General features: G+C 73.6%; 21 protein-coding genes and 1 tRNA gene. 9 read left to right on the forward strand and 13 right to left on the reverse strand.

The window, feature by feature from the left end; all coding sequences use genetic code 11:
• Nucleotides 1-83 precede the first annotated feature (83 nt).
• On the reverse strand, nt 84-452 hold the full coding sequence (locus SCATT_RS09705) for an STAS domain-containing protein (RefSeq protein ID WP_014142830.1): 369 nt from the start codon (nt 450-452) through the stop codon (nt 84-86).
• A 271-nt stretch (nt 453-723) separates the two neighbouring features.
• On the opposite strand from SCATT_RS09705, the gene SCATT_RS09710 reads away from it, so the two are divergent.
• A complete protein-coding gene (locus tag SCATT_RS09710) occupies nt 724-1,635 on the forward strand; it encodes an RNA polymerase sigma factor SigF (RefSeq protein ID WP_014142831.1) in 912 nt (303 codons plus the stop codon).
• 68 nt (nt 1,636-1,703) lie between these two features.
• On the opposite strand, the gene hutI is transcribed toward SCATT_RS09710, so the two are convergent.
• The 4 genes from hutI to hutU are packed head-to-tail and all read right to left on the reverse strand — an operon-like array spanning nt 1,704 to nt 7,250.
• Entirely contained in the window at nt 1,704-2,870 is a 1,167-nt protein-coding gene (hutI, locus tag SCATT_RS09715; RefSeq protein ID WP_014142832.1) for an imidazolonepropionase, read from the reverse strand.
• A gap of 38 nt (nt 2,871-2,908) precedes the next feature.
• Entirely contained in the window at nt 2,909-4,315 is a 1,407-nt protein-coding gene (locus SCATT_RS09720; protein WP_014142833.1) for a formimidoylglutamate deiminase, read from the reverse strand.
• Nucleotides 4,306-5,574 (reverse strand): allantoate amidohydrolase, encoded by a 1,269-nt coding sequence (locus tag SCATT_RS09725; protein ID WP_014142834.1) that lies wholly within the window; start codon nt 5,572-5,574, stop codon nt 4,306-4,308. The genes SCATT_RS09720 and SCATT_RS09725 overlap by 10 nt, the downstream gene beginning before the upstream one ends.
• Nucleotides 5,571-7,250 (reverse strand): urocanate hydratase, encoded by a 1,680-nt coding sequence (hutU, locus tag SCATT_RS09730; RefSeq protein ID WP_014142835.1) that lies wholly within the window; start codon nt 7,248-7,250, stop codon nt 5,571-5,573. The genes SCATT_RS09725 and hutU overlap by 4 nt, the downstream gene beginning before the upstream one ends.
• Before the next feature lie 150 nt (nt 7,251-7,400).
• Here hutU and SCATT_RS09735 point away from each other — a divergent pair, with 150 nt between their 5' ends.
• Nucleotides 7,401-8,780 carry a type III PLP-dependent enzyme domain-containing protein gene (locus SCATT_RS09735; RefSeq protein WP_014142836.1) on the forward strand — a complete coding sequence of 460 codons (1,380 nt, stop codon included), beginning with the start codon at nt 7,401-7,403 and terminating at the stop codon, nt 8,778-8,780.
• A 3-nt stretch (nt 8,781-8,783) separates the two neighbouring features.
• Here the strand turns inward: SCATT_RS09735 and SCATT_RS09740 are convergent, their stop codons facing one another.
• Nucleotides 8,784-9,368, reverse strand: a complete 585-nt coding sequence (locus tag SCATT_RS09740) for a hypothetical protein (protein ID WP_014142837.1) — start codon at nt 9,366-9,368, stop codon at nt 8,784-8,786.
• 115 nt (nt 9,369-9,483) lie between these two features.
• Nucleotides 9,484-10,329 (reverse strand): MurR/RpiR family transcriptional regulator, encoded by an 846-nt coding sequence (locus SCATT_RS09745; RefSeq protein ID WP_041825054.1) that lies wholly within the window; start codon nt 10,327-10,329, stop codon nt 9,484-9,486.
• Between the two features lie 282 nt (nt 10,330-10,611).
• Here SCATT_RS09745 and SCATT_RS09750 point away from each other — a divergent pair, with 282 nt between their 5' ends.
• Both SCATT_RS09750 and SCATT_RS09755 read left to right on the forward strand, forming a co-directional pair.
• Complete coding sequence (locus SCATT_RS09750) at nt 10,612-12,033, forward strand: purine-cytosine permease family protein (RefSeq protein ID WP_014142839.1); 1,422 nt, start codon at nt 10,612-10,614, stop codon at nt 12,031-12,033.
• A gap of 94 nt (nt 12,034-12,127) precedes the next feature.
• Nucleotides 12,128-12,517, forward strand: a complete 390-nt coding sequence (locus tag SCATT_RS09755) for a hypothetical protein (RefSeq protein WP_014142840.1) — start codon at nt 12,128-12,130, stop codon at nt 12,515-12,517.
• A 73-nt stretch (nt 12,518-12,590) separates the two neighbouring features.
• On the opposite strand, the gene SCATT_RS09760 is transcribed toward SCATT_RS09755, so the two are convergent.
• From SCATT_RS09760 to SCATT_RS09770, 3 genes are all read right to left on the reverse strand, one after another.
• On the reverse strand, nt 12,591-14,753 hold the full coding sequence (locus tag SCATT_RS09760; protein WP_014142841.1) for an MMPL family transporter: 2,163 nt from the start codon (nt 14,751-14,753) through the stop codon (nt 12,591-12,593).
• Nucleotides 14,754-14,954: 201 nt separating this feature from the next.
• The gene (locus SCATT_RS09765) at nt 14,955-16,367 is read right to left on the reverse strand and encodes an acyl-CoA synthetase (RefSeq protein ID WP_014142842.1); all 1,413 of its coding nucleotides are present in this window, start codon (nt 16,365-16,367) and stop codon (nt 14,955-14,957) included.
• Between the two features lie 332 nt (nt 16,368-16,699).
• Nucleotides 16,700-18,085 (reverse strand): cystathionine beta-synthase, encoded by a 1,386-nt coding sequence (locus tag SCATT_RS09770; protein ID WP_014142843.1) that lies wholly within the window; start codon nt 18,083-18,085, stop codon nt 16,700-16,702.
• A 182-nt stretch (nt 18,086-18,267) separates the two neighbouring features.
• Between SCATT_RS09770 and SCATT_RS09775 the strand changes: the two genes are divergently transcribed.
• From SCATT_RS09775 to SCATT_RS09785, 3 genes are all read left to right on the forward strand, one after another.
• Nucleotides 18,268-19,314 (forward strand): SGNH/GDSL hydrolase family protein, encoded by a 1,047-nt coding sequence (locus tag SCATT_RS09775; RefSeq protein WP_014142844.1) that lies wholly within the window; start codon nt 18,268-18,270, stop codon nt 19,312-19,314.
• Nucleotides 19,315-19,465: 151 nt separating this feature from the next.
• Complete coding sequence (locus tag SCATT_RS09780) at nt 19,466-20,686, forward strand: acetyl-CoA C-acetyltransferase (RefSeq protein WP_014142845.1); 1,221 nt, start codon at nt 19,466-19,468, stop codon at nt 20,684-20,686.
• A 303-nt stretch (nt 20,687-20,989) separates the two neighbouring features.
• The gene (locus SCATT_RS09785) at nt 20,990-21,751 is read left to right on the forward strand and encodes a hypothetical protein (protein WP_014142846.1); all 762 of its coding nucleotides are present in this window, start codon (nt 20,990-20,992) and stop codon (nt 21,749-21,751) included.
• A 16-nt stretch (nt 21,752-21,767) separates the two neighbouring features.
• Here the strand turns inward: SCATT_RS09785 and SCATT_RS09790 are convergent, their stop codons facing one another.
• The gene (locus SCATT_RS09790; RefSeq protein WP_014142847.1) at nt 21,768-22,091 is read right to left on the reverse strand and encodes a hypothetical protein; all 324 of its coding nucleotides are present in this window, start codon (nt 22,089-22,091) and stop codon (nt 21,768-21,770) included.
• 109 nt (nt 22,092-22,200) lie between these two features.
• Between SCATT_RS09790 and SCATT_RS09795 the strand changes: the two genes are divergently transcribed.
• The gene (locus SCATT_RS09795; RefSeq protein ID WP_014142848.1) at nt 22,201-22,431 is read left to right on the forward strand and encodes a DUF4287 domain-containing protein; all 231 of its coding nucleotides are present in this window, start codon (nt 22,201-22,203) and stop codon (nt 22,429-22,431) included.
• A 160-nt stretch (nt 22,432-22,591) separates the two neighbouring features.
• Here the strand turns inward: SCATT_RS09795 and SCATT_RS09800 are convergent, their stop codons facing one another.
• Together SCATT_RS09800 and SCATT_RS09805 are read right to left on the reverse strand one after the other, a co-directional pair.
• A complete protein-coding gene (locus SCATT_RS09800; protein ID WP_014142849.1) occupies nt 22,592-23,494 on the reverse strand; it encodes a Bax inhibitor-1/YccA family protein in 903 nt (300 codons plus the stop codon).
• Nucleotides 23,495-23,684: 190 nt separating this feature from the next.
• Nucleotides 23,685-23,766, reverse strand: a tRNA-Leu gene (locus SCATT_RS09805).
• A gap of 408 nt (nt 23,767-24,174) precedes the next feature.
• Between SCATT_RS09805 and SCATT_RS09810 the strand changes: the two genes are divergently transcribed.
• Nucleotides 24,175-25,044 carry an ABC transporter ATP-binding protein gene (locus SCATT_RS09810; protein ID WP_014142851.1) on the forward strand — a complete coding sequence of 290 codons (870 nt, stop codon included), beginning with the start codon at nt 24,175-24,177 and terminating at the stop codon, nt 25,042-25,044.
• Nucleotides 25,045-25,097 lie beyond the last annotated feature (53 nt).

Genomic DNA, 25,097 nt, shown 5'->3' on the forward strand with positions numbered 1-25,097 from the left:
GGCAAACACCCATGGGTTCCCCTGGGTGGCGGGGCGTCCTCGGGGCCGGCCGGCGGTTCACCGGCCGGTACGACGGCAGGGCGTCATCCGGCCAGCGCCTCGGCCAGAGTGTCGTGCACGGTGAAGACGGCTTCCGCCCCGGTGATCTCGAAGACCCGGGCGACCACCGGCCGCAGTCCGGCGAGGTGGACTCCGCCGCCGGCGGCCTCGGCCTTCAGCCGGGCGCCCAACAGCACGTTCAGGCCGGTGGAGTCGCAGAACTCCAGCTTGGAGCAGTCCACCACGAGCTTGGTGCACCCCTCGTCCACGCTGCGTTCCATCGGCTCCCGGAGGAGCTCGGCCGTGTGATGGTCGAGCTCACCGGCGGGCGTGAAGATCGCACAATGCCCCTGCTGCTGCACGGCGACACTGAGACGGTCCCGGCCGGTCGTGCCGACCACCCCGCGGTCCATGCGGTTCCTCCTGGTTGGCCTGGTGACTGCGCCTTGAAACCTTACGCCGTTCGTGGTGCTCACGGTAGCCGGACCGGGTGAGCGCGCGGCGTGTCGGACCCCCTCGGAACCCCCGCGAGCCCTTGCGACCTCTTCACACCGAACTTGCACCGGCGCACTGTGAAGGGGTAGGGCTGGAGGGGAGATGTCCGTACACGGCCGGTTGGGAGGCGCCGCAGGGAGCACGCTGCCGGTGACGGCAGCCAGTGATACCGGCCTGAGGGAGGAGATCATGGCACCCCAGCTCGACGCAGAAACGCTTCGGGAGCAGAGCGGAGACGCGGGCTCCGAGGAGGTGTACGAGGCGTCGACGAACCCGCCCGCCGACGGGTCGGCGCGGATCCCGGAACTTCCGGAGATCCCGCCGTTCGACGAGGTGGGACCGCTGGACGCGCGGGCCCTGTCCAAGACGCTCTTCCGGCGTCTGGAGACCCTGGAGGAGGGCACCCACGAACACGCGTACGTCCGGAACACGCTGGTGGAGCTGAACCTGGCCCTGGTCAAGTTCGCCGCCTCCCGCTTCCGGTCGCGCAGCGAGCCGATGGAGGACATCGTCCAGGTGGGCACCATCGGTCTCATCAAGGCGATCGACCGGTTCGAACTGAGCCGCGGTGTGGAGTTCCCCACTTTCGCGATGCCGACGATCATCGGCGAGATCAAGCGGTTCTTCCGCGACACCAGCTGGTCGGTACGGGTGCCGCGGCGCCTGCAGGAGCTCCGGCTCGACCTGGCCAAGGCCGGTGACGAGCTGGCCCAGAAGCTGGACCGGGCGCCCACCGTGGCGGAGCTGGCCGACCGGCTCGGGCTCAGCTGCGAAGAGGTCATCGAGGGCATGGCGGCCAGCAACGCCTACACCGCCAGCTCGCTGGACGCCCAGCCGGAGGAGGACGACTCCGAGGGCGCGCTGGCCGACCGGATCGGGTACGAGGACCACGGTCTGGAAGGCATCGAGTACGTGGAGTCGCTCAAGCCGCTGATCGCCGAACTCCCGCCGCGCGACCGCAAGATCCTCTCGCTGCGCTTCGTGGGAAACCTCACCCAGTCCGAGATCGGTGAGGAGCTGGGCATCTCGCAGATGCACGTCTCCCGGCTGCTGTCGCGGACGCTGACCAAGCTGCGCCGCGGCCTGCTCACCGAGGAGTGAGCGCGAGCCGTTGACGAGGAGGGCCGGACCCGGCGGGTCCGGCCCTCCTCGTCATGGCACCGAGCGGGTCACACCACGCGCGCCCCGGCCCGCCAGACGGCGCGCACCAGCGGCACCCCGGGCCGGTAGGCCAGGTGCACGTGGGAGGGGGCGTCCAGCAGGACGAGGTCGGCGCGGGCGCCGGGCCGGAGCCGGCCGATGTCGGTGCGGCGCAGCGCGGCGGCGCCGCCCGCGGTGGCCGCGTGGACCGCCTCGTCGGGTGTCATGCCCATCTCCCGTACCGCCAGCGCCACGCAGAACGGCATGGAGCTGGTGAACGACGACCCGGGGTTGCAGTCGGTGGACAGGGCGACGGTGACCCCGGCGTCCAGCAGTCGGCGCGCGTCGGGGTAGCGGGAGCGGGTGGAGAACTCGGCGCCGGGCAGCAGGGTGGCCACGGTACGGCCGCCGGCCAGCGCGTCGACGTCGGCGTCGGTCAGGTGGGTGCAGTGGTCGGCGGAGGCCGCGTCGAGCTCCACGGCGAGCTGGACGCCGGGGCCGGGGCCGAGCTGGTTGGCGTGGACCCGGGGCACCAGTCCGCGGTCGCGGCCGGCGGTGAGGATGGCCCGGGCCTGGTCGCCGTCGAAGGCGCCGCGCTCGCAGAAGACGTCCACCCAGCGGGCGTGCGGGGCGCAGGCGTCCAGCATGGCGCCGGTGACCAGCGCCACGTATCCGGCCGGGTCGTCGGCGTACTCGTCCGGGACGATGTGGGCGCCGAGGAAGGTGACCTCGTCGGTGTGGCGGGCGGCGACGCGCAGCGCGCGGGCCTCGTCGGCCACGGTGAGCCCGTAGCCGGACTTGGTCTCGATGGTGGTGGTGCCCTGGCGCAGCGCCTCGGCGGTGTAGCGGGCCACGGCGGCGTCGAGTTCGGCGTCGGTGGCGGCCCGGGTGGCGGCGACGGTGGTGCGGATGCCGCCCGCGGAGTAGGCGCGGCCCTCCATGCGGGCGTTGAACTCGGCGGTGCGGTCGCCGGCGAAGACCAGGTGGGAGTGGGAGTCGACGAACCCGGGAAGCACCGCCCGCCCCTCGGCGTCGAGGTGACTGTCGGTGGCGGGTGCTTGACTGGTCGTACCGATCCAGACGACGCGATCGCCGTCGATGACGACGGCCGCGTCCTCGACGAGCCCGAGCGGGCCCCGGCCGAGGGAGGGGTCGTTGGTGACCAGGGTGGCGATGTTGCTGATGAGGGTGGTCATCGTGGTGGTGCTCTCCTTCGGGGGCGGCCCGCCGGGGGTCAGGTGCGCTCGTGCAGGGCGCCGATCGCCCCGGCGAGCGCCGCGGGCACGTCCGGGACGAGCTGGTGGTGGCCGTCGCGCACGATGTGGCGGCCGGCCACCACGGTGTGGCGCACGTCGGCCGCGGTGGCGGCGAATACCGCGGTCTCGGCGGCGAAGCGGGGCGCGGGTCCGGCGGTGCGCACCGAGTCCAGGGCGATCGTGGTGAGGTCGGCGAGGGCGCCGGCCTCGATGCGGCCGGCGTCGGTCCAGCCGAGGCAGGCGTGGCCGTCCTCGGTGGCGGCGCGCAGCAGCGCGGCGGCGGTCCAGTGGCCGCGGGTGCGGCTGCGCAGCCGTTCGTCCAGCTCCATGGCGCGGGCCTCCTCCAGCAGGTCCACCACCGCGTGGCTGTCGCTGCCCAGGCTCAACGGGGCGCCGGCGGCGGCCAGTTCGGGGGCCGGGCCGATGCCGTCGGCCAGGTCGCGTTCGGTGGTGGGGCACATGCACACGGTGGTGCCGGCGCCGCCGAGCAGCGTGATGTCCTCGCCGGTCAGATGGGTGGCGTGGACGGCGGTGGTGCGCGGGCCGAGCACCCCGTGGTCGGCGAGGAGCCGGGTGGGGGTGCGGCCGTGCGCCGCCTGGCAGGCGTCGTTCTCGGCGGTCTGCTCGGACAGGTGGACGTGGAGCGGCGCGGCGCGTTCCCCGGCCCAGCGGGCCACGGTGGCCAACTGGTCGGCGGGGACCGCCCGCACCGAGTGGATCGCGGCGCCGACCTTGGCGTGGCCGCCGCCCTTGAGCCCGTCCGCGCGCACCGCCCACGCCTCGGCGTCGCCGTCGCTGAACCGCAGCTGTCCGGGCTGCGGCGGGGTGCCGAAGCCGGCCGACAGGTAGCAGGTGTCCAGCAGCGTGATGCGGATCCCGGCCTCGGCGGCGGCGGCGATCAGCGCCTCGCCCATGGCGTTGGGCTCGGCGTAGGGGGTGCCGTCGGGCTGGTGGTGCAGGTAGTGGAACTCGCCGACGCAGGAGATGCCGGCCAGCGCCATCTCGGCGTAGACGGCACGGGCGAGGGCGAAGTAGCTGTCGGGGGTGAGTTTCCGGGCGACGGAGTACATGACCTCGCGCCAGGTCCAGAAGGTATCCGGCGCGCGCAGCACGCCTTCCGCCGCGGCGTGTCCCCGCGCGAGCGGGGGTGTTCCGGTCCCGGATCCCACCTGTACGGTGCCGCGCAGGGCGCGGTGGAAGGCGTGGCTGTGGGCGTTGGCCAGCCCGGGGATGGTCAGTCCGCGCAGCGTGGTGGCGCCGGGCGGCGGGGCGGGCGTGCCGGTGCGCACGGCCGTGATCCGCCCGTCGGCGGTCTCCACGGTGACCCCGGCCTCCACCGTGCCGGCGAGCCAGGCGTACTCGGCCCAGTAGGTGGTCACTGGCACGCGAGGCCCTCCAGTACGTCGGCGAGTGCGGTGACCCCGGCCCGGCAGTCGTCCTCGGCGGCGTGCTCGGCCGGGGAGTGGGAGACGCCGGTGGGGTTGCGCACGAAGAGCATGGCGGTGGGGACGGCGGCGGAGAGGATGCCGGCGTCGTGGCCGGCCCCGGTGGGCAGCACGGGCACCGGGCGGCCATCGGTGCCGAGGCGGGCGGCGAGCCGGTCGCGCAGCGCGTGGTCGAACTCGACGACGGGGGTGAACGATTCGCGGGTGACGCTCACCCGGACCCCGTCGCGGGTGCCGCGTTCGGCCGCGGCGCGTTCGATCTCGGTGACCACGGCGGCCAGCGTCTCCTCGTCGGCGGCACGGGAGTCGAGCCAGCCGCGGACCAGGGAGGGGATGGCGTTGACGCCGTTGGGTTCCACGGCCACCTTGCCGAAGGTGGCCAGCGCGCCGGCCAGCCGGGCCTTCTTGCGGGCGGCGAGCACGGTGTTGGCGTAGGTGAGCATCGGGTCGTGGCGGTCGTCGAGCCGGGTGGTGCCGGCGTGGTTGGCCTCGCCGTGGAAGTCGAACCGCCAGCGGCCGTGCGGCCAGATCGCGGAGGCGACGCCCACCGGCGCGCCGGCCAGGTCGAGCGCCCGGCCCTGCTCGACGTGGAGTTCGACGAACGCGCCGACGCGGGCGAGGCGTTCGGGGTCGGCGCCGATCGCCTCCGGGTCGCATCCGGCGTCGGCCATGGCCCGGGTCAGGGTGACCCCGTCGGCGTCGCGCAGCGCGGCGGCCTGCTCGGGGGTGAGCACGCCGGCGGTGAGCCGGGAGCCGACGCAGGCCACGCCGAAGCGGGCGCCCTCCTCGTCGCCGAAGTTGACGACGGCCAGCGGGCGGATCGGGGTGCGTCCGCGGGAGCGCAGTTCGTCGAGGGCGGCGAAGGCGGCGACCACGCCGAGCGGTCCGTCGAAGGCGCCGCCGTCCGGCACCGAGTCCAGGTGGGAGCCGGTCACCACGGCGTCGCCGGCCGAGGGGTCGCCCAGCCAGGCCCACTGGTTGCCGTTGCGGTCGGTCTCGTAGGCCAGGCCGCGGGCGGTGGCCTGGTCGCGGAACCAGGCCCGGCAGTCGGCGTCGGCGCCGGTCCAGGCGTAGCGGCGGTAGCCGCCGGAGCCGGCGTGGCGGCCGATCGGCAGCAGTTCGCGCCACATGCGCAGGAAGGGGTCGCCGGAGGGCGGGGGCGGGGCGGTGGTGCCGGCGGCCGGGCCGGCGGCGGTCACGCGTCCTCCCGCATGGGGACGCGGACGCCGCGCTCGGCGGCGACCGAGTCGGCGATGTCGTACCCGGCGTCGACGTGGCGGATGACGCCCATGCCGGGGTCGTTGGTGAGCACCCGGCGGATCTTCTCGCCGGCCAGCGGGGTGCCGTCGGCGACGGTGACCTGGCCGGCGTGGAGGGAGCGGCCCATGCCGACGCCGCCGCCGTGGTGGATGGAGACCCAGGAGGCGCCGGAGGCCACGTTGACCATGGCGTTGAGCAGCGGCCAGTCGGCGATGGCGTCGGAGCCGTCGAGCATGGCCTCGGTCTCCCGGTACGGGGAGGCCACCGAGCCGCAGTCGAGGTGGTCGCGGCCGATGACGACGGGGGCGCTCAGCTCGCCGGAGGCCACCATGTCGTTGAAGCGCTCGCCGGCCTTGTCGCGTTCGCCGTAGCCGAGCCAGCAGATGCGGGCGGGCAGCCCCTGGAAGTGGACGCGTTCGCCGGCCATCTTGATCCAGCGGGCCAGCGACTCGTTCCGCGGGAACAGGTCCAGGATGGCGCGGTCGGTGGCGGCGATGTCCTTGGGGTCGCCGGAGAGCGCGGCCCACCGGAAGGGGCCCTTGCCCTCGCAGAACAGCGGCCGGATGTAGGCGGGGACGAAGCCGGGGAAGTCGAAGGCGCGGGTGTATCCGGCGAGTTGGGCCTCGCCGCGGATGGAGTTGCCGTAGTCGAAGACCTCGGCGCCGGCGTCGAGGAAGCCGACCATCGCCTCCACGTGCCGGGCCATCGACTCGCGGGCCCGGGTGGTGAAGCCGGCCGGGTCCTTGGCGGCGGCGTCGGCCATGTCCTCGAAGGCGACGCCGACCGGCAGGTAGGACAGCGGGTCGTGGGCGGAGGTCTGGTCGGTGACGATGTCGATGGGGGCGCCCATGGCGAGCAGTTGCGGGACGAGTTCGGCGGCGTTGCCCAGGACGCCGATGGACAGCGGCTTGCGCTGGTCGCGGGCGTCGACGGCGAGCTTGAGCGCGTGGTCGAGGGAGTCGGCGCGCACGTCGAGGTAGCGGTGTTCGATGCGGCGCTCGATGGCGCGCGGGTCGCAGTCGACGCAGATGGCGACGCCGTCGTTCATGGTGACCGCGAGCGGCTGGGCGCCGCCCATGCCGCCGAGTCCGGCGGTGAGGGTGATCGTTCCGGCGAGGGTGCCGCCGAACTTCTTGGCGGCGACGGCGGCGAAGGTCTCGTAGGTGCCCTGGAGGATGCCCTGGGTGCCGATGTAGATCCAGGAGCCCGCGGTCATCTGGCCGTACATGGTCAGGCCGAGGGCCTCCAGGCGGCGGAACTCCTCCCAGGTGGCCCAGTCGCCGACCAGGTTGGAGTTGGCGATGAGCACCCGGGGGGCCCATTCGTGGGTGGTCATCACGCCGACCGGGCGGCCGGACTGGACGAGCATCGTCTCGTCGTCCTTGAGCGTCCGCAGGGTGCGCACCATGGCGTCGAACGAGCGCCAGTCGCGGGCCGCCTTGCCGGTGCCGCCGTAGACGACGAGCTTGTCGGGGTGCTCGGCGACCTCCGGGTCGAGGTTGTTGTGGAGCATCCGCAGCGCGGCCTCCTGCTGCCAGCCGCGCGTGCTCAGCGCGCTGCCCCGGGGGGCACGGACCGGACGGGGACCGGGGTCGTTCACGGCCGATGCGGACATGCGGGTCGCCTCCTCGCACAGCGTCGCCCGACCGGGTTGGATCGGGCCATTCACATATTTGCTGGCTGAATAGTTGTAGTCAACAGGTCGACGCGCTGCCGGTGCCCGCGTCCTCTGGCCGCCGCGGGCCCGCGGTGATGGAGTGGGGCCATGGCCGACGTCCCGCACCCCGCGTCCACCGTCTCCGCCTTCCCCGCCGCCGCCGGGCGACGCGCCCTGGCGCTGCGGGCCGCCGTCGAGCAGCGCCTGGTCACCCCGGAGCAGCCGCTGGCCGGGCTGCTCGACGTGGCCGGGGTCCGCGCCTCGGCGGCCGAGCTGCGGGCCGCGTTCGCCACCCCGGGCGTGGCGGTCACCCACACCTTCGCGGTCAAGGCCGCCGCCCTGGTGCCGGTGCTGCGGCTGCTGCACGCCGAGGGGATCGGCTGCGAGGTGGCCGGCCCCGGTGAGCTGGCGCTGGCCCGGGCGGCCGGGGTGCCCGCGGAGCTGACCGTGCTGGACTCCCCCGCCAAGACCGACGGCGAGCTGCGCGAGGCGCTGCGCCTGGGCGTCGCGGTCAACGCCGACAACTTCGCCGAACTCGCCCGGCTGGACGCCCTGGTGGCCGGCGCGCCCGGCGGCCTCCCCGCCTCGCGGCTCGGGGTACGGGTCAACCCGCAGCTCGGCGCGGGCACCATCGGCGCGCTGAGCACGGCCACCGCCACCTCCAAGTTCGGCGTGGCGCTGCGCGACGAGGGCGCCGCCGACCGGCTGGTGCGGGCGTTCCTGGCGCGCCCGTGGCTGACCCGGCTGCACGCCCACGTCGGCTCCCAGGGGTGCCCGCTCGAGCTGATGGCGCGGGGCGTGCGGGTGGTGTACGAGCTGGCGGAGCGGATCAACGCGGAGGCGGGCCGGCGGCAGGTGGACACCGTGGACATCGGCGGCGGCCTGCCGGTGAACTTCGCCTCCGACGAGGTGACCCCGACCTTCCGGGGCTACGCCGACCTGCTGCGGGCCACCGTGCCCGGGCTCTTCGACGGCCGCTACGGCATCGTCACCGAGTTCGGCCGCTCGCTGCTGGCCAAGCACGGCACGGTGCTGGCCCGGGTGGAGTACGCCAAGTCGGCCGGCGGCCGGCCGATCGCGGTGACCCACGCCGGGGTGCACGTGGCCACCCGTACCGTGCTCACCCCGGCGGTGTGGCCGTTGCGGGTGATCGCGCTGGATCCGCTGGGGCGCCCCAAGGACGGGGAGCCGGTGGTGCAGGACGTGGCCGGACCGTGCTGCTTCGCCGGTGACCTGGTGGCCGAGGGGCGCGCCCTGCCGCCGCTGGCCGAGGGCGACTGGGTGGCGCTGCCGGACACCGGGGCGTACTACTTCTCCACGCCGTACCAGTACAACTCGATCCCGCGGCCGGGGGTTCACGGGTACGTGTGCGACACGGACGTGCCGTCCGGCGTGCGTTTCGGCACGGTCCGCGCGCCGCAGACGCTCGCCGGGGTGGTGGCCGAGTCCGGGGGTGGCGACCCGGAGGCGCTGGCCGCGCTGGGGTGAGGGTCAGGCCGCCCGGACGACCGTTTTCGTCCGCCGGGCGCCGCCGGGGCGGGCGTCCCCGGCGGCCGGGCCGGTGGTCTCGTACCCGGTGACGCCGCCGCCCGCCGGGCCGTGGCGCAGCGCCTGCTCGGGGCGGACCCACAGCAGGACGGCGTGCCGGTGTTCCCAGCGGCCCAGGCGCACCGCCTTGGCCCACAGCCCGGCTCCGGCACCGGCGAGCAGCAGGCCGCCGGCGCCGGGGGCGGCGGCCGAGGAGGCGAGCGCGGCGACGAAGGCGAGCAGCAGCCACCAGCGGCGCGGGCGCAGCCAGGCGCGGGCGGTGACCCGGCGGTCCTGGAGCACCACGGCGCGGTCGGCGCGGACGGCGTCGCCGGCCAGGGCGGTGTAGCGGCGGGCGCGGGCCAGGAAGGTCACGAGGGCGGCGGCCACGAAGAGCGCGACGCCGCCGAGGAGTCCGATCCGCGCCCCGGTGTACCCGGGGACGAAGGCGCCCCCGGCCGCCGCGACCAGCCCCGGCCACCAGCACCACTTCGCCGCCGTCCGCACCAGCACCGCCACCCTGGCCAGCCCGTATGCCCCGCGCCCCACGACCGTCCTCCCTCGCTCCAGCGGAACCCGACGTGTGTCCTACGGCTGGGCAGGGTAGTGCGGAATTCTCAAAATTGCCTGAGCCGGACGGGCCGTGTCGCGGGTGCCGGGGCGTTCAGTCGGCGAACAGGCCGCGGGCCGCCGCGCGGGCGTCGAACTCCTCCAGCCGGGCCTGCGCTCCGGGCAGGTGGTCGCACATCGCCTCCAGCAGCACCCGGCCCAGCAGCATAGGGGCGCAGGGGGTGTCGAAGACCAGCGCGGTGCCGACGGCGGCGGGCAGCAGCAGGTCGGAGTGTTTGGCCACCGGGGCGAAGGAGGAGTCGGCCACGGTGACCGTGGTCAGCCCGCACTCCTTGGCGTACTCCAGGGCCTCGACGACCTCGCGGGGGTGGCGGGGCAGCGCGAAGCAGAGCAGCGCGGTGGCGCCGGCGTGGACGGCGGCGTCGATCCGGTCGGTGAGCATGGTGCCGCTCTCGTCCAGCGGGCGCACGTCGGGGTGGACCTTGGCGGCGAAGTAGGCGAAGCCGCGGGCCTGGGCGGCGGCGGCGCGCAGCCCGAGCACCGGCAACGGGCGGGAGGCGGCGAGGAGTTCACCGGCCCGGGCCACCGGTTCGGGGTCGGCGAGGAGCGCGGCGAGGTGGCGGAGGTTCTCGATCTCGGCGTGCACGGCCTGCTGGTACTCGTTGCCGGTGTCGGCCTCGCGGTCGGCGGCGGGCGCCGGGGCGACCTCGCGCAGGTGGCGGCGGAGCGCCGGGTAGCCGTCGAAGCCGAGGGCTACCGCGAACCGGGTGACCGACGGCTGGCTGACCCCGGCGAGTTCGGCCACCTCCACGCTGGACAGGAAGGGGGCGTCGGCGGCCCGCCGTACCAGGCAGTGGGCGATCCGCCGCTGCGTGGGCGTCAGCCGGTGCCCGTCGAAGAGCCGCATCAGCCGCGCGGCTCCCCCGTCCTCGCTCCCCATCAGCGTCTCCCTCTTCCGCGTGCCCGCGTCGTCCAGCATGCCCGGCCCGCCGTCCGTCCCGGGCCGCGGGGCGCGTCGGCGGAAAGCCCATGATCGACGGTCCGGGCGGCCGGGCGGTAGCGGATTACCCGCCTCGCCCAGGTCACCGGTGCGCGGCCGATCCGCGCCGGAGTATTGACTTTCCATTCACTCACCCCTGACTCTGCATGACCATATGCAGTCCGGGCAAGGCACCGGGGGGCGCGCACCGGCTGACGACGGAACGAAAGGGGTCCGGCAGCGATGGAACGCCGCTCGATCGAGGTGGTCCCGGACGGTGAACGGCACGGCCGGCCGTTCAGCCAGTTCACCCTGTGGCTCAGCGCCAACCTCCAGATCACCGCCGTGGTGACCGGCGCGCTGGCGGTGGTCTTCGGCGCCGCCGCGCCGTGGGCGGTGGCCGGTCTGCTGATCGGTAACCTGCTCGGCGGCGCGGTGATGGCGCTGCACGCCGCCCAGGGTCCCCGGCTCGGACTGCCGCAGATGATCTCCTCCCGGGCCCAGTTCGGGGTGCGTGGCGCGATCGTGCCGCTGCTGCTGGTGGTCGTGATGTACGTGGGCTTCTTCGCCGCCGGGACGGTGCTCGCCGGTCAGGCGGTGGGCCATCTGACCGGGCTCGGCGACACCCCGGGCATCGTGCTCTTCGCGCTGGTCACGGCCGCCGCGGCGGTGGCCGGCTACCGGGTGGTGCACCTGCTGGGCCGGATCGCCGGGCTGATCGGCGCGGTGGCCTTCGTCTTCCTCGGCGCCCGGCTGCTGGAGCGCGCCGACCTGTCCGCGCTCTGGCACCACCACGCGTTCTCGCTGCCGCTCTTCCTGCTCGCGGTCTCGCTGTCGGCCTCCTGGCAGCTGGCGTTCGGCCCGTACGTCGCCGACTACTCGCGCTATCTGCCGCGCGACACGTCGGGGCGGTCGGTCTTCTGGTGGACGCTGGGCGGCACCACGCTGGGCTCGCAGTGGTCGATGACGTTCGGCGCGCTGGCCGCGGCCACCGCGGGGCCGGCCTTCACCGGCCACGAGGTGCCGTACGTGGTGGGGCTCGGCGGCGGCGGCGCGCTGATGACCGGGGTGCTCTACCTGGTGATCGCGCTCGGCAAGCTCACCATCAACGTGCTCAACACCTACGGCGGCTTCATGTCGCTGGCCACCGGGGTGAGCGCGCTGCGCCGCCGCCGGGAGCTGTCGGCCGGGACGAGGGTGGCCTACATCGCGGGCGTGATGGTGGCGGGCACGGTGGTGGCGCTGCTCGGCAAGGACTCCTTCCTCTCCTCCTTCAAGGACTTCCTGCTGTTCCTGCTGGCCTTCTTCACCCCGTGGTCGGCGATCAACCTGGCCGATTTCTACTGGGTCTCCAAGGAGCGCTACGACCTCGGCGCGCTCTTCGACCCGGCCGGCCGCTACGGTTCCTGGCGGTGGCGCACCATCGCCGTCTACGTGGTCGGGGTCGCCGCCCAACTGCCCTTCATCAGCTCCTCGTTCTACACCGGCCCGCTGGTCGCCCCGCTCGGCGGCGCGGACGTCTCGTGGCTGGTGGGGCTCGTCCTCACCGCGGCGCTCTACGTGGTCTGCGGGGCGGGGAGGGCGTCCGGGCGCAGCGGGGCGGAGCCGGCGGGGCCGCGCGGCGCCCGCGGGGAGCCGGGGCGGGACGTCAACGCGCGGGTTTAGCCTCCGCACGCCGATTACACTTTGCTATGAGCCTTCTACCGTAAGTAATTGAATGGCGCGCCGCGCCAGTTTCCTCGCGGAGAAGGAGAATCCCATGCGCCGTACGTTTTCCACGCTCGGCACCCTCGCCGCCGCCGCCACACTCGTGGTGACCATGCCCGCCGCCGCGCACGCGGCCCACGGCTCGCTCTTCGTCAACGGGGTGCAGTACGAGAACCCGCACAGCGGTTGCCATCACGTCCCGCACAGCGGCCCGGGCGTCTGGGTCGTCAACAACACCGACGAGGACGTCCTCGTGTACTCCTCCGCCGACTGCCGCGGTGCGGTCTCGCGGGTCTTCAGTCACGGGGACTTCGGTCCCGCCTGGGGCAGCGCCTTCTTCGTCCGTGGTGACCACGACGGCCACGGGCCGGGGCACGGCCACGGTCACGGGCACGACCACGGTCCCGGCTTCGACCTCGACGACGACGAGGACGCCTGGTAAGCCGGACCGGGAACGGTGACGGGCCGGACGCGGCTGCCACCGCGTCCGGCCCGCGACCCGGCGTGGCGTCAGGTCACCGCCTGCCGGAGGGGTCCAACTCGCGTACCCGTCCGGTCGGTTCACCGGGCGCTGCGCCACCGGTCCGCTCCGCGCGGTCGCCGTGCCCCGGCCACCAGGCGGCGTGGCCGATCAGCGCGGTCAGCGCGGGGGTGAAGAACATCGCCATGACGAACGCGGCGACCACGATGCCGAAGGAGACCGCGAAGCCCATCTCGCTCAGCAGCGAGTTGCCGGCCAGCAGCATCGTGGCGAAGGTGGCGGCCAGGATGAAGCCGGCCGCCGCCACCGTGGGACCGGCGTGGCGCACCGCCATGCCGGCCGCGTCGCGCGGCGAGCGCCCCTCGCGGGCCTCCTCGCGCAGCCGCGCCACCATCAGGATGTTGTAGTCGGTGCCGATGGCGACCACGAACAGGTACATGATCACCGGCAGCATGAACATCAGGCCGTCGTGCCCCTGCGCCTTCTGGAACAGCAGCACGGTGGAGCCCAGGGTGGCCCCGAAGCCCAGGCCCACCGAGGCGATCAGGTACCAGGGGGCGACGACGCTGCGCAGCAGCAGCCCCAGGATCACCATGATGAGCACGGCGGCCACTGGGAAGACCGTCCGGTAGTCGTGGTTGACCGCCGCGTCGATGTCCTTGTAGACCGCGGACATGCCGCCCACCAGCGCCTTGGTGCCCGGGGGCGCGGCGGCGTGGGCGACGGTGCGCACCTCGCCGACGGTGGTGAGCGCCTGGTCGCTGGCGGCGCCGGAGGTGAAGGTGGCGGTGACGTCGGCGGTGCGGCCGTCCTTGCTGAGGGCGGCGACCCGGGCGTCGGCGACCCCGTCCACGCCCTTAATCCTCGCGACGAACGCGGGCAGTTCGCTCTTGGCGAGCGGCTTGCCGTCGGTGCTCGTCAGGTAGACGCCGGTGGGTTCGGCGGCGCCGGCCGAGTAGGCGCTCTGCATCTCGCTCTGGACGACCATCGACTCCTTGGTCTTCGGCATGGAGCCGGAGGCCATGTCGAAGGTGGCCTTGAAGCCCAGGGTGCCCAGCGCCAGCACCGCCATGATCACCCCGGCGACGGCGGCGACCAGCGCGGGGCGGCGCCGCACCCCGCGGCCGAGGGCGGCGAACCGGGCGTTCTCGGGCTCCTCGCGCCACGCCTTCGACGGCCAGAAGACCTTGGGGCCGATCAGCGAGACCACCGCGGGGATCAGGGTGAGCCCGGCGATCAGGGTGGCGCCCACCGCGATGGCGAGCGCCGGACCCATCTGCTTGAGGAAGCCGAGGGTGGACAGCAGCAGCGCGAGGAAGGCGATGATGACCGCGCCGGCCGCGGAGGCGATCGCCTCGCCGACCCGGCCCACCGCGTTGATCATCGCCTCCTTGGGTTCGTCCCCGGCCCGCAGCCGTTCCCGGTAACGGAAGATCAGGAAGAGGAAGTAGTCGGTGCCGACGCCGAAGAGGACGACGATCAGGATCGCGGAGACCGAGGAGTTGGCCTGGAGGCCGAAGAGCTTGGTGGCGTAGGCGATCAGCCCGTTGGCCACCCCGGCGACCACCCCGATCAGCACCAGTGGCAGCACGGCCAGGATCGGCGCCCGGAAGATGATCAGCAGGGTGACCAGGATGATCACGAAGGTGCCGATGCCGATCAGCTGCTGACCGCGCTGGGAGGAGTCCTGCTGGTCCAGCGCCTGGGCGGCCGAACCGCCCAACTGGGCCTTCAGATGGGTGCCCTGGGCGAACGACTTGGCGTCCGCGCGGAGCTTCTTGGCCGCGTCGGCCTGCTTGGGCTGACCGGCGCCGCCCTTGTCCATCTGGACCAGGGCCATGGTGAACCTGCCGTCCTTCGACGGCGGTCCGGGGACGACCTTCTGCACCTGGGAGATGTGGCCGGCGGCGAGTTTCGCGGTGACCGACCGGGCGGCCTGGAGGTCGGCGGGGGTGAGCCGGCCTCCGTCGGCGCGCTCGTAGAGGACGAAGGCGGAGGGGGTGAAGGCGCTGGGGAACGCCTTCTGCTGAAGGTCCGACGCCTGGATCGACTCGTAGCTCTTGGGGAGGAAGCTACTCTCGTCGCTGCTCGACGGCAGGCTCGGCGCGGTGGCGACGATCGCGACGGCGGCTATGACCCACGCCACGATCGTCCATATCGGATGGCGGACGACTGCGCGTCCTATGCGGTGGAACATGCGGTGCTGCCTCCATGGCAGGACAATCACCGCCACCCTTCGGAGCGGAACCCGGGTATCGGCGACCCGGCCGGCGTTATCCGGCCGGCTGGTGGTTTGGCGGTTGCATCGTAGAAAGCTTAATTGCCGCCCGACAAGTTGGGTCGGCCACCCCCGCCAAGCCCCCGCCAGGGCCCTCACCTGCGACGCCGCGCCGCCCCGTCACACCGGCGGCAGCAGCTTCTTCTGCGGCTTGCCCATCGCGTTGCGCGGCAGCGACGGCAGGAAGACCACGATCCGCGGGCGCTTGTGCACCGACAGATGGCCCGCCACGAAGTCGATCAGCTCCCGCTCGCCGACCTCGCCCTCGGTCACCACGTAGGCGACGATCTGCTGGCCCAGGTCCGGGTGGGGGGCGCCGACCACCGCGGCCTCCCGCACCGCCGGGTGGTCCAGCAGCGCGTTCTCCACCTCGCCGGCGCCGATGCGGTAACCGCCGGACTTGATCAGGTCGGTGGAGGCCCGTCCGACGATGCGGTGCATGCCGTCGGCTCCGATCACCGCCATGTCGCCGGTGCGGAACCAGCCGTCGGCGGTGGTGGCCGCGGCCGTCGCCTCCGGGCGGCCCAGGTAGCCGGAGAAGAGCGTGGGCCCCGACACCTGCAACTCGCCCACGGTCGCCCCGTCGTAGGGCACCGGGGAGCCGTCCTCGCCCACCAGCCGGGTGGCGACCCCGGCCACCGGCAGCCCCACCGAACCGGGCCGGCGCTCCCCGTCCGCCCGGGTGCTCACCGTGATCAGCGTCTCGGTCATGCCGTACCGCTCCACCGGCGGCTTGCCGGTCAGCCGGGCCAGCTCGTGGAAGACCGGGGTGGGCAGCGGCGCGCTGCCGGAGACCAGCAGCCGGGCGCCGCCCAACTCCCGTGCCGCGGCGGCGTCCCGCACCACCCGGGTCCACACGGTGGGCACCCCGAAGTACACGGTGCCGCCCGCCCGCGCGTACCGCTCGGGGGTCGGGCGCCCGGTGTGCACCAGGCGGCTGCCGGTACGCAGCGCGCCGAGCACCCCGAGCACCAGGCCGTGCACATGGAACAGCGGCAGCCCGTGCACCAGGGTGTCCTCGGCGTTCCACGCCCACGCCTCGGCCAGCGCGTCGAGGCCGGCCGCCACCGCCCGCCGGGGGATGAGCACGCCCTTGGGGGCGCCGGTGGTGCCGGAGGTGTACAGGATCAGCGCCGGGTGGTCGGGCGAGGCGTCCACGGCGCGGAAGCCGGCCCGCTCGTCCGGGTCGACCGGCAGGTGCTCCGGCTCCCCGCCGGCCGCCGGGTGGTCCGCCCCGGCCCCGGTCAGCAGCAGCGCGGCGCCGGAGTCGCGCAGGATGTGGCCGCGTTCGGCGGGCCCCGCGTCCGGCGGTACCGGCACCACCGGCACCCCGGCCAGCAGCGCGCCGACCACCGCGACCACGGTCCGCGCGGTGGGCGTCGCGTGCACCGCGACCGCCGGCGCACCGGCCACCCGGGCGGCCACCGCACCGGCGGCGCCCAGCAGTTCCTCGTAGGAGAACGCCCGGCCGTCCACCACCACGGCGTCGCGGCGGTCGGGTCCCGGGGCGTGCAGCGCGGTCAGCAGGTCCATGGCGCCCGAACCTACCCGAGGGCGCCGCGCGAGGAGATGGGCGGGGACCGCCGCACCCCGGCACGGGCCGGGGGCGGGACGACGGCGGTCCCCGCGCGGGACGCGGGCCGGGTCAGGGCCGGTCGCCCGCGTCCTGGGCAACGTAGGAGGTCCGGGAGCCGCTCCGTCTTTCCCCGCTGCCGTATCGGTGTCGCCGGTGGTGTTCTCCCGCGACACCCACCAATGTGCCGGACGCGTGTTAAGCGCGTGCTGCGCCCACGTGACACCCGCGTACCGTTCGGGCGGACGGGACGCGTCGGCCGACGGCACCCCGAACGCCCGGGAAACAACGGCTACTTGGCGTCCTTGGCCAGGAACGCCAGCAGGTCCTGGCGGCTGACCACGCCGGTGGGCTTGCCCTCGACGAGCACGATGGCGGCGTCGGCCTGCTGGAGGACGGCCATCAGGTCGGCCACCGTCTCACCGGAGCCCACCTGCGGCAGCGGCGCGCACATGTGCTTCTCCAGCGGGTCGCCGAGCTGCGCGCGCTGGGTGAACAGGGCGTCCAGCAGCTCGCGTTCGACCACCGAGCCGACCACCTCGGCGGCCATCACGTCGGGGTGGCCGGCGCCCGGCTTGACGATCGGCATCTGCGAGACGCCGTACTCGCGCAGCACCTCGATGGCCTCGCCGACCGTCTCGTCCGGGTGCATGTGGACCAGCTCGGGGATGCCGCCGTTGCGGTGCCGCAGGACGTCGGCGACCCGGGCCTGCTGGCCGCCCTCCTCCAGGAAGCCGTAGTCGGCCATCCACTCGTCGTTGAAGATCTTGCTGAGGTAGCCGCGTCCGCTGTCCGGCAGCAGCACCACGACCACGTCGTCCGGGCCGAGCCGCTCGGCCACCCGCAGCGCGGCGACCACCGCCATCCCGCACGAGCCGCCGACCAGCAGCCCCTCCTCCTTCGCCAGCCGCCTGGTCATCTGGAAGGAGTCCTTGTCGGAGACGGCCACGATCTCGTCGGTGACGTTCCGGTCGTAGGCGGTCGGCCAGAAGTCCTCACCGACCCCCTCCACCAGGTACGGGCGCCCGGAGCCGCCGGAGTAGACCGAGCCCTCCGGGTCGGCGCCCACGACGGTGACCCGGCCGTCGGAGATCTCCTTGAGGTAGCGGCCGGTGCCGGAGATGGTGCCGCCGGTGCCGATGCCCGCCACGAAGTGGGTGATCCGGCCCTCGGTCTGCTGCCACAGCTCCGGGCCGGTGGAGTGGTAGTGGGAGAGCGGGTTGTTGGGGTTGCTGTACTGGTCCGGCTTCCAGGCCCCCGGGGTCTCCCGGACCAGCCGGTCGGAGACGTTGTAATAGGAGTCCGGGTGCTCGGGGTCGACCGCGGTCGGGCAGACCACGACCTCGGCGCCGTACGCCCGCAGCACGTTGATCTTGTCCGTGGACACCTTGTCCGGGCAGACGAAGATGCAGCGGTACCCCTTCTGCTGGGCCACGATCGCCAGCCCGACACCGGTGTTGCCCGAGGTCGGCTCGACGATGGTGCCGCCAGGCTTCAGCTCGCCCGACTTCTCGGCGGCCTCGATCATGCGCAGCGCGATGCGGTCCTTGACCGACCCGCCGGGGTTGAAGTACTCGACCTTCGCCAGCACCGTGGCCTGGATCCCGGCCGTGACGCTGTTGAGCCTCACCAGCGGGGTGTTGCCGACGAGACTGATCATCGAGTCGTGGAACTGCACGACGTCCTCCGGATGGTTCCGTATTGATGTCCGAAGCCTACGGCCGTCCGCCCCCTCACCGGGCCGACCGAGCCATCTTCACCTGACTGCGACACTCCGGGCACGTTGCGTGATGGCCGCCGCGGGGCAACAAGGAGGTAGTGGCGCGAAACGGGACGGTACGGGATGGAGCGGTGTTGCCGATGGCGAGGGCGGTGGTCGGGCGCCGGGTCGTGGCCGCGGCGGCGTACGGCGGGGGCGGGATCGGCGTGCTGAGCGTGGCGGCGCTCGGGCTGCTGCTGACCGAGGCGCGGCTGGCCCGGCGCACGGTCGGCCGGCCGGAGGGCACGGCCCCGGTCGCCGACGGGCGGTACGGCGCCGCGTTCGGCCGCGCGGAGGGCCCCGGCGCGCTGCGGCTGGGCTTCCTCGGCGACTCCACCGCGGCCGGCCTGGGGGTGCGCCGGGCCGACGAGACCCCCGGCGCGGTGCTCGCCTCCGCGCTCGCCGCGATCGCCGAACGCCCGGTGGACCTGGTCAACGTGGCCGAGACCGGCGCCTGTTCGGACCGGCTGCGCGACCAGGTGGACCAGCTGCTGGACGGGGACGGGCCGCCGCCGGACGCCTGCGTGATCATGGTCGGCGCCAACGACGTCACGCACCGGGTGCCCCCGTCGCGTTCGGTGGGCCATCTGGCCGAGGCGGTGCGCCGGTTGCGGGCGGCCGGGGCCGGGGTGGTGGTGGGCACCTGTCCGGACCTGGGCACCATCCAGCCGGTGCACCAGCCGCTGCGCTGGGTGGCGCGCCGGCTCAGCCGCCAGCTCGCGGCGGCGCAGACGATAGCGGTGGTCTCGCTGGGCGCCCGTACCGTCTCGCTGGGGCAGCTGCTGGGGCCGGAGTTCCAGGCCAACCCGCGCGAGATGTTCGGCCCGGACCGCTACCACCCGTCGGCCACCGGGTACGCCACCGCCGCGATGGCCGTATTGCCCACGCTCTGCGCGGTGCTCGGGCTGTGGCCGGACGACGAGGTGCCCGACACCTCGCGCGGCGAGGGCATCCTGCCGGTGGCCGCCGCCGCCGCGGCGGCGGCCGGCGAGGGCGGCACCGAGGTGGCCGCGGCCGGTCCGCCCGGGCGCCGCGGCCCGTGGGTGCTGCTGCGCCACCGGCGCCGCCGCCGGCTCCCCGAACCGCTCGCCCCGGACGGCCCCCAGCCCGAGCCGGGGAGCGCGCATACTGGTGGCGGGGCGGACTAAGCATCCGCTCAGAAAGAGTCGGGCGTCACAGTGCGCAGCCCGTGACGCCCTGCGTTACGTACGGGTAACTTCCCTCTGAGTCAGTGACCCGGGCCGTGGGCCGAGAGCGTGCGCGCCGGGTACGACGCCAGCCACGCCGAGGAGTGCCGCGATGCCCGAAGCCGTAATCGTCTCCGCCGCCCGTTCGCCGATCGGCCGCGCCTTCAAGGGGTCCCTGAAGGAGCTGCGCCCGGACGACCTGACGGCCACGATCGTCCAGGCCGCGCTGGCCAAGGTGCCGCAGCTCGACCCGCGGGAGATCGACGACCTGATGCTCGGCTGCGGCCTGCCCGGCGGCGAGCAGGGGCACAACCTGGGCCGGATCGTGGCGGTGCAGATGGGCATGGACCACCTGCCGGGCTGCACGATCACCCGCTACTGCTCGTCCTCGCTGCAGACCACCCGGATGGCACTGCACGCGATCAAGGCGGGCGAGGGCGACGTGTTCGTCTCGGCCGGCGTCGAGACCGTCTCGCGCAGCGTCAAGGGCACCTCCGACGGGCTGCCCGACACCCACAACCCGCTCTTCGCCGAGGCCGAGGCGCGTACCGCGGCCCGCGCCGAGAGCGAGGGCGCCGACTGGCACGACCCGCGCGAGGACGGGCTGCTGCCGGACGCGTACATCGCCATGGGGCAGACCGCGGAGAACCTCGCCCGGCTGAAGGGGATCACCCGCCGGGAGATGGACGAGTTCGGCGTGCGGTCGCAGAACCTGGCGGAGAAGGCGATCGCGGACGGCTTCTGGCAGCGCGAGATCACCCCGGTCACGCTGCCCGACGGCACCGTGATCGCCAAGGACGACGGCCCGCGGGCGGGTGTCACCCTGGAGGGCGTCGAGGGCCTCAAGCCGGTCTTCCGCCCCGACGGCCTGGTGACCGCCGGCAACTGCTGTCCGCTCAACGACGGCGCCGCCGCGCTGGTCATCATGTCCGACACCAAGGCCCGCGAGCTGGGCATCACCCCGCTGGCCCGGGTGGTCTCCACCGGCGTCTCCGGCCTCTCCCCGGAGATCATGGGGTACGGCCCGGTCGAGGCGACCAAGCAGGCGCTCGAGCGGGCCGGGATGACCATCGGTGACATCGACCTCGTCGAGATCAACGAGGCGTTCGCCGCCCAGGTCATCCCCTCCTACCGGGACCTCGGCATCGACCTCGACAAGCTCAACGTCAACGGCGGCGCCATCGCCGTCGGCCACCCCTTCGGCATGACCGGCGCCCGCATCACCACCACCCTGATCAACTCCCTCCAGTGGCACGACAAGCAGTTCGGCCTGGAGACGATGTGTGTGGGCGGGGGTCAGGGGATGGCGATGGTGATCGAGCGGCTGAGCTGAGGCATCGTTGATGAAGGTGCGCGGCTGAGCTGAGCCACGGGCTCCGCGAATCCGACGTGACCTGAATCGCAACCGAAGATCCCCCGGGCCGTGATCTGGCCTGGGGGATCTTCGTTGGCGCAGGTCAACGAGGGGGCGTGGGGGGCGGGTGGGGTTTATCGGGAACGCATATCGTGACATTCCGCACTGCGCGGGCCAAGGCTGTGGGTGCACAGTGTGGTGGGGAAAAGCCACCGGCCGTCTCGGCGCAGCGGAACGAGACGGATCCCGGGGACAGCCGGCCCGCCTGCCAGGAGAACGTCAGTGACCGCCATCATCCTCGTGCTGCTGCTCGTCACGGCCGTCGCCGTGAGCGTGTCGGCCGCCACCCTGCTCACCGCCCGGGACCTGCGGCGCCGGGTCGACGTGATCCGGGCCGAACTCGCCGCCCACCGGGCCGACACCGCCGTGGCCCAGGTGCCCGGCGCCCGGGCGGTCCCGCGGACCGAGGAGATCCGGACCGCCGTCGCCGAGGCGCTGGCCGACGAACGCGAACGCGAACTCGCCGAGGCGCGCGCCTTCTGGGCTGCCCAGGACGCCCGCGAGGCGGCCGAGTCCGCCGGCGTCTTCGACCCGCTGAGCGGTCTGGACCCGCTCGGCGACCTCCCCGAGCTGCCCGAGGACGACCTGCCGCCGTACCCGCCGCGCCCCTCGGAGCCCAGCGGGCCGGCCGGACTCGTCCGGCGCCACCCCTCCGACCCCGATTTCACGCCGTCCTCCGCGGTGGCCGACCCGCAGGAGACGGCGGCCCGGCTCGACGCCCTCGCCGAGGCGGCCACGCCGCTGGCCGACGTACGCCCCGGCCCGCTGGGCACGCTCGACCTGTACGTCTTCGCCGACGGCACCACGCTGTGCCTGACCCCGGGGCACCGGGAGACCGCCGACCGGCTCGCCGACGCGCTGGCGGCCGAGGAGCCCCCGGTGCTGGTCGGCGGCTCGGGCGTGCTCGGCGCGTACACGCTCACCTTCGCCTGCGGCGACCAGCGGGTCTACGTCCTGGCCGACCGAGTGGTCGCCTCCTCCTGACGGGTCGCGGGGCGGCTCACACCCCGGCGCGCCGCCGGGTCGCCGCGACCTTGCGCACCGCGTCGTCGAGGACGTCGGAGCGCTCGGGGCGGGCGGCGAGCGCCGCGGCCAGATCGTGGCCGGCCACCGCGAGCTGGTCGGCCACCGCGAAGATCCCGTCGTCCGGCATCACCCGGGGGGTCCGTCCGGGGTGCTCCAGCCGCTGCGCCTCGACGGCCAGTTCGCGCGCGAGGTCCAGCCCGGCCTGCGCGGCGTCGCCCCGCAACCGGGACTGGGGCAGGGCACGGAGCCGGTCGGCGAGGTGGTCCACGGCGGTCCGCAGGGAGGCGCTGTCGAGCATGAAAGGGACTTTATACGGGCACCCGGCCCCTACCGCACGTTCCCGGACGGTTGCCAACGCGCAACGGCTGCGGCACCGTGGGGTAACAGGACGCATCCCGGAGGCGCCGATGTCCCAGATCATCTCCGAAGAGACCCACCGGAACCTGCTCTCCCGCATCCCCGCCCGTACCGGCCGCGACATCAGCGAGTGGCTCCGCGCCCTCGACGAGGGGCCGTCGGTCAGTTTCGACGAGAAGATCAACTGGCTCCGCAGTCAGCACGAGGGGCTTTCCTACGGCCACGCCAAGGCGCTGGTGCACGAGTACGACCTGCGCCGGGCCGCCCGCAAGCTGCGTTGAGCCGGCCGGCCGTCCGTGGCGGGACGGCGTCCGTGGGACGGGCGCCGGGGCCGCCGTGGCGCGGCACACCGTTCGGGAGCAGCACGGCAGGGTGAGACGGCCACGGGCCCCGGGGCGCGAGGCGCCCTCCGGGGCCCGTGGTGCGTTCCGCGGCGTGCCGTCAGGCGTCGCGCAGGATGGCGACCAGCCGCAGCATCTCCAGGTAGATCCAGACCAGCGAGAGCGTCAGGCCGAAGGCGGCCAGCCAGGACTCCTGCTGCGGGGCGCCGTGCCGGATGCCGTCCTCGATCTGCTTGAAGTCCAGCGACAGGAAGAACGCGCCGAGCAGCACGCCGACCGCGCCGACCAGCAGCCCCAGGGCGCCGTGGCGCATCCCCAGCCCGTCGCCGCCGCCGAACGCGTAGGCGATCCCGTTGACCAGGAGCAGCAGCAGGAAGCCGATGGCCATCGCCATGCCGGCCTTGTAGTAGCGGTGGGTCACCCGGATCAGCCGGGTGCGGTAGGCGACGAGCATGCCGGCGAAGACGGCCGCGGTGCCCAGGACCGCCTGGAGCGGGGCGCCGGCCCACGCCTGGTTGAACATCCGGCTGATCACGCCGAGGAAGACGCCCTCGAAGAGCGCGTACCCCAGGATCAGCGCGGGCGCCGGGGTGCGCTTGAACGACTGGACCATGGCGAGCACGAAGGCGACCAGCGCGCTGCCGGTCGCCATCGTGTAGCCCTTGGCGTCCACCGGCAGCACGAACCAGGCGAGCACGGCGCCGAGGATCGCGGTGCCCAGCGTCAGGGCGGTGCGCACCACCACGTCGTCGATGGTCATCCGGCCGGTCAGGGCGGGGCCGGCGGCGGGCGCGCTGTACATCCGCCGCAGCTCGTCGGGGTCGAGATCACGCGGTGGGACGGTGCCCTGATGCGGCGCGCCGTACCCGTAGGGGGTGCCCTCGGGGCCGGCGGCACCCGGGTACGGGGCGCCCGACGGCGCCGCGGACTGGCCGAAACCGGCATAGCCGTTGGCATCGCGGCTGAACCCCCGCCGCGTGAAGATCGGGTTGCTGCTCCTCATCTCACTCCTCCAAGGCCGCACGGCACGGCTCCGCCCAAGAGTAATGGGCTGGCAAAGCGATAGCCTGCTACCCCAGGAGGATCTTCCCCGGGAGGAGGCCCCCATGCCGCCCTCGAAGACGGTTGAAGAATGGACTACGCTGGGAACAGCCCTCTTCCCGCGGGGAGTTGCCGCCGCGGGTGAAGGGAAGTGCCCGGAGCCGGACTCGAACCGGCACGACCCGAAGGCCAGTGAGGTTTAAGCTCACCGTGTCTGCATTCCACCATCCGGGCATGGCGGATCGCCCCGTCCGCATTCAGTCGGGTGGCCCACCAGGGCAGCAAGAGCCTAGCCCGATTCACCCCCCGAACAGGTGAAGAACCAGACAATGTTGTCTGATTTTATGAGTTCCTGACGGAGCATCAAAACCGGCCAGGCGCCCGGGGATTGGTCTTCACCGGCGCACATGGAACTTTCGCCGGACTTCCGCACGGTGCGGGCGGTGTGCCGGTTCGACGCGAACCCACCGCCCCGCCGTCTCAGGGTTTCCGCATTTCCGGCGTCATACCTGAGGATGAGCCGCCCGCCGCCCGTACCTCCTGCGGCTGTCCGCAGAACCGGGACGAGGGCTGATCCGGCGGCGGCGGGGCAGCGGAAGGATGGAAGGCGTCATCCCCCCATGCGAGACAGGAGTCGCACCCGTGACCACGACCGCCCCTTCCGGTTCCCCGGCCGACGACCGTTCCCCGGCATCCGGCTCCGTCGGCGGCCCGCTCGCGGTGGCCGCCCGCGCGACCGAGCTGACCAAGGTGTACGGCCAGGGCGAGACCCGGGTGGTCGCCCTCGACGGGGTCTCCACCGCGTTCCACCGCGGCCGGTTCACCGCCATCATGGGCCCCTCCGGCTCCGGCAAGTCGACCCTGATGCACTGCATGGCCGGGCTCGACACGGTCTCCGCCGGGTCGGCGCGGATAGGTGACACCGAACTGTCCTCGCTCAAGGACAAGCAGCTCACCCGGTTGCGCCGGGACAAGGTGGGCTTCATCTTCCAGGCGTTCAACCTGCTGCCCACGCTGACCGCGCTGGAGAACATCACGCTGCCGATGGACATCGCCGGCCGCAAGCCCGACAAGGCGTGGCTGGACCAGGTGATCCGCACCGTGGGCCTGTCCGGCCGCCTGTCCCACCGCCCCGCCCAGCTCTCCGGCGGCCAGCAGCAGCGCGTGGCGGTGGCCCGTGCCCTGGCCGCCCGTCCGGAGATCATCTTCGCCGACGAACCGACGGGTAACCTCGATTCCCGCTCCGGCGCCGAGGTCCTCGGCTTCCTGCGCAACTCGGTGCGCGAACTCGGCCAGACCGTCGTGATGGTCACCCACGACCCGGTGGCCGCCTCCTACGCGGACCGGGTGATCTTCCTCGCCGACGGCCGCATCGTGGACGAGATGCACGCGCCCACCGCCGAAGGCGTCCTGGAGCGGATGCGGCTCTTCCCGGCCGCCGGCCCGGCCGCCACCCCGGACCCCACGGGCGCCCCGGCCGCCCCGCGCGGCGCCGGCGCCCACGCCCGCTGACCGCGCCGCGCCCCCGGCCGTCCACCCGCTCCCGTACCCCCAGGACACCGACC

This window comes from Streptantibioticus cattleyicolor NRRL 8057 = DSM 46488 (assembly GCF_000240165.1).
Lineage (GTDB): Bacteria > Actinomycetota > Actinomycetes > Streptomycetales > Streptomycetaceae > Streptantibioticus > Streptantibioticus cattleyicolor.